This window comes from Archangium sp. (assembly GCF_036389735.1).
GTDB lineage: Bacteria > Myxococcota > Myxococcia > Myxococcales > Myxococcaceae > Archangium.
In genome coordinates this window covers 1-3,676 of sequence record NZ_DASVWK010000005.1, presented here as the reverse complement: position 1 = coordinate 3,676, position 3,676 = coordinate 1, and the positions used below count along the sequence as shown (strand labels likewise).

Genomic DNA, 3,676 nt, shown 5'->3' with positions numbered 1-3,676 from the left:
CCCGGCGCCCGAGGTGCGCGAGGCGGTGGTGGGCAACCTGACGGAGGAGGCCGCGCGCAACCTCGGACGCTTCCAGGGCGTGGCGGAGCAGGCGGTGGCACTGGCCTCGGAGGCGAGCGACCCGAAGACGGCGGCGGGGCTGCTGGGAGCCTCCTCCATCGAGGCGGCGCGGACGCCCGCGGTGGAGTCGGTGCGCCAGCTGCTGCGGGCGTCCGAGCACCCCGAGGTGCGCGCGGCGGCGGCGAAGGCACTGGGCACGGTGGCGGTGGACGAGGCCGAGCGGACGATGCGGGGGTTGAGCGAGCGCTTCGCGACGGAGCGGGAGCGCGAGGTGCGCGGCGCCATCCTGGAGAGCATCGCGCGCCTCGGGCTGACGCGGGCGGTGCCGGTGCTGGAGAAGCTGAAGGGGGTGGACCGGGGGATGGATGGGGAGATCGACACGTGGCTGACGCTGCTGGCCTCCCAGCCGCAGACGTGGAACCTGCTGCTGCGCGACAAGCAGGCCCAGGAGCACGCGCGGGGCCAGGGCGGCTGAGTTAGGGTGAGGGAGAGGACCCACCATGCTCCGACTCACCCTGCGCCGGAAACTCACCCTCCACACCCCCGAGACCCCGGGAGGCGAGCCCCACGTCTCGGCCGCGAGCGGACTCGTGCGCACCGGCAACCGGGTGCACGTCGTCGCGGACGACTCGCTGCACCTGGCCACCTTCGCGCTGGAGGGCGAGGCCCCGGGGACCTTACTGCGCCTCTTCCCGGGCGAGCTGCCGCTGGAGCCGAAGGCCCGCAAGGCCCTCAAGCCGGACCTGGAGGCGCTCTGCCTCCTCAAGGGACTCTCCAGCACGCCGCACGGGGCGCTGCTGGCGGTGCCCTCGGGGAGCACGGCGGTGCGGATGACGGGCGCGCTGGTGCCGCTGGCGGCGGACGGGAGCCTCACCGGGGAGGTGCGGGAGGTGGACTTCACCGGCCTGTACGCACAGCTCACCCGCGAGCTGGGCCCGCTCAACGTGGAGGGCGCGGCGCTGGCGGGCACGCGGCTGCGCCTGCTCAACCGGGGCAACGGAGACCAGGGCGCGGACGCGGTGGTGGACCTGGACGCGGGGCGCGTGCTGCGCGCGCTGGAGGCGGGCGAGTCCCTCCAGCCGGACGTGGTGCGCACCGTGCGCCGCTGGGACCTGGGCCGGGCGGGCAACGTGCGCCTGTCCTTCACGGACGCCGCGCCCCTGCCGGACGGCCGCATCGTCTTCACCGCCTCCGCCGAGGACACCCGCGATGCCTATGCGGACGGGGCGGTGATGGGCTCGGCGGTGGGCGTGCTGGCCTCGGATGGCACGCCGATGTTCCTCGATGGCGTGGACCAGAAGGTGAAGCTGGAGGGCGTGGACGCATGGGTAGAGCAGGGCCGCATCCACCTGCTGCTCGTCGCGGATGCCGACGACCCGGCCGTGGCCGCGCCCCTCTTCGAGACCGTGCTGGAGGGTGTGCCCGGTTAGTCGCCGTGGTCGCGCGCGGCTTCCTCGGCCGAGCCACCCACCGCTTCCACCGAGTTGCGGTGCGGGCGGGCCCGCTCGAAGGCCGTCTGGCGCGAGCCGATGTCCTCCGGCGTCGTCGCGGTGATGCGGCGGCGCGCCCGGGCAATGGCGTCCTGCACCAGCGCCGGCTCCGGGTGGTTCTTCAGCGCCTGCACCCACGTCTCGATGGCCTTCTCGTTGTCCCCCGCCTCGGCCTTCAGCTTGCCCATCTCGAAGGCCGAATGCGGGGCGAGCTCCGAGTCCGGGAAGCGGGCGATGAGGTCCGCGTACGTGCGCGAGGCCTCCTGGCGGAAGCGCTGCACCTCGGGCATGCCGGACTGCGTCTGGAGCGCCTGCATGTGCAGCGCCTGCGCCTGCAGGTAGAGCGAGTCGTCCACGAAGGCACTGGTGGCGAAGCGCTCGGCCAGCTTGCGCGACTCCAGCACGCACTGCTGATAGTCCTGGAGCTCGAAGTAGAGCTTGGCCACCTGGTAGTGCAGCTCGGCGCCCTGCGGTGGGTTGCGCGCCAGCGCCGCCGTGAGCTGGTCGATGGCGCCGCGCAAGTCACGGAAGTACACGCGCAGCAACTCGGCGAGCACCACGCGGGCCTCCAGCGCCTCGGGAGACTCGGGGCACTGGGCGATGAGCTCCTTGTAGACGCTCACGGCCTCCTTCACCTTGCGCAGCTCCAGCCAGTAGACGTCCGCGGCGCCCTTGAGGGCGCGGGCCTTCATCACCATCGCCTGGGCGGAGTCGTCCAGACGCAGGGCGTCGAGCGCCTTGCGGTACTCCACGAGGGCCTCTTCGGGACGCTTCTCGAAGGTGGCGTCGCGGGCCCGTTGCATGTGGTCGGTGGCGCTCTCCCGGCGACAGCCTGGGACGAGCGCGAGGGCCAGGAGCAATACCAGGCGCCGCATCAGCAAGGCTCCGATCCGGGGTCTCACGGACGGAGTTTCTAGCTGGATTCGACGCCCTCGTCACGGAAGCCGGCGCCCGCCCGCCCGCTTGCCGCGGTGCGGCTTAGTTGCTGCCCAGCCGATCCTCGCTGCCCGAGGTGAGCATCGTGGAGTCCACCGCGGCCATCTGACGGCGCTTGTGAACCTGGCGCGCCTTGGCCTCCTGCTGCGCCAGGTGCTTGGCGATGCCCATCAGGTGCTCGTCCGCCACGCGACACTGGATGGCCGACACCTCTTCGTGCCTGCGCCCCAGCTCCTGCCACAGGTGCATCTTCGACTGGTTGCCCAGCAGGCGCGTCTCCACCGCGTCGAAGGCCGCGTCCATCTGCTCTTCCTCGGCCTGGAGCGCCGCCAGTCGGGCCTCGGCCTCCTCGGGGGGCGTTCCGCACCCGCTGGCCAGCCACAGCACCGCCGCCAGCCCCAGCCCCCAGTGCCGCGTCCCGCCTGCCATCGCCCACCTCGGTGTCCGGTCCGTTGGATTGCCCGGTGGCGCAAACTAGGGAGCCCCCCACCCCCGGACAACCTCCCCCGGGAACAGGCGCTCGGACTCCTCCCCAACGGCATTCAGCAACCGACGCTCACCTCGTCCACCAGGACACTCAGGGCGCCTGGCGGTGACGGAGAATGAACTCACACACCTCGCGCGCCGCGCCAAAGCCCGCCGGTCGCTGCGCCACATAGTGCACTTGTGCACGGACCTCGTCCGGGGCCTCGGGCGGCGTCGCCGAGAAACCCACCGCCTTGAGCAGCGGCAGGTCCACCAGCTCGTCGCCCATGTAGCCGCACCGGTCCGCCGTCACCTTCAAGATTTCGAGCAGCTTCTCGAAGTGGGCCACCTTGTCCTGGCTGCCGAAGTGCACGTGCTTGAGGCCCAGCGACTGCATCCGCATCTGCGCCGAGAGGCTGTCGCCCCCGGAGATGGCCGCCACCTCCAGCCCCGCCTCCTGGAGCCGTTTGATGCCCATCCCGTCGCGCACGCTGTACATCTGCGTCCACCCCGAGTTGGGCACCCAGAAGATGCGCCCGTCGGTGAGCGTGCCGTCGATGTCGAAGATCATCACCGACAGCTTGCTCACCCGCGCCTTGAGGGACTCCAGGTTCTGGTTCATCCCCGGGAGCCTACTTCGGCACGGCCTTGAGCACGGCCTTTCCGTCCTTGATGACGACCTTGAACTCCACCGACTTGGCGCCGTGTTGCTTCATCAACTCCGG

At 71.4% G+C, this 3,676-nt stretch carries 6 protein-coding genes; 2 read left to right on the top strand and 4 right to left on the bottom strand.

Annotation, left to right across the window (positions count from 1 at the left end; translation table 11 throughout):
- Positions 1–535 (top strand): HEAT repeat domain-containing protein (locus VF794_RS00120; protein ID WP_331106471.1); only part of this gene is annotated, 535 nt, incomplete at its 5' end.
- A 25-nt stretch (positions 536–560) separates the two neighbouring features.
- A complete protein-coding gene (locus VF794_RS00115) occupies positions 561–1,490 on the top strand; it encodes a DUF6929 family protein (RefSeq protein ID WP_331106470.1) in 930 nt (309 codons plus the stop codon).
- On the opposite strand, the gene VF794_RS00110 is transcribed toward VF794_RS00115, so the two are convergent.
- The 4 genes from VF794_RS00110 to VF794_RS00095 all read right to left on the bottom strand — a co-directional run.
- Positions 1,487–2,425: a tetratricopeptide repeat protein gene (locus VF794_RS00110; RefSeq protein WP_331106468.1), complete on the bottom strand. Its 939-nt coding sequence runs from the start codon at positions 2,423–2,425 to the stop codon at positions 1,487–1,489. The genes VF794_RS00115 and VF794_RS00110 overlap by 4 nt on opposite strands.
- 103 nt (positions 2,426–2,528) lie before the next feature.
- Positions 2,529–2,915, bottom strand: a complete 387-nt coding sequence (locus VF794_RS00105) for a hypothetical protein (RefSeq protein ID WP_331106466.1) — start codon at positions 2,913–2,915, stop codon at positions 2,529–2,531.
- A gap of 148 nt (positions 2,916–3,063) precedes the next feature.
- Positions 3,064–3,573 (bottom strand): KdsC family phosphatase, encoded by a 510-nt coding sequence (locus tag VF794_RS00100; RefSeq protein ID WP_331106464.1) that lies wholly within the window; start codon positions 3,571–3,573, stop codon positions 3,064–3,066.
- Positions 3,574–3,583: 10 nt separating this feature from the next.
- Positions 3,584–3,676, bottom strand: a 93-nt coding sequence (locus VF794_RS00095) for an MXAN_5187 C-terminal domain-containing protein (protein WP_331106473.1), incomplete at its 5' end; no start/stop codon positions are given.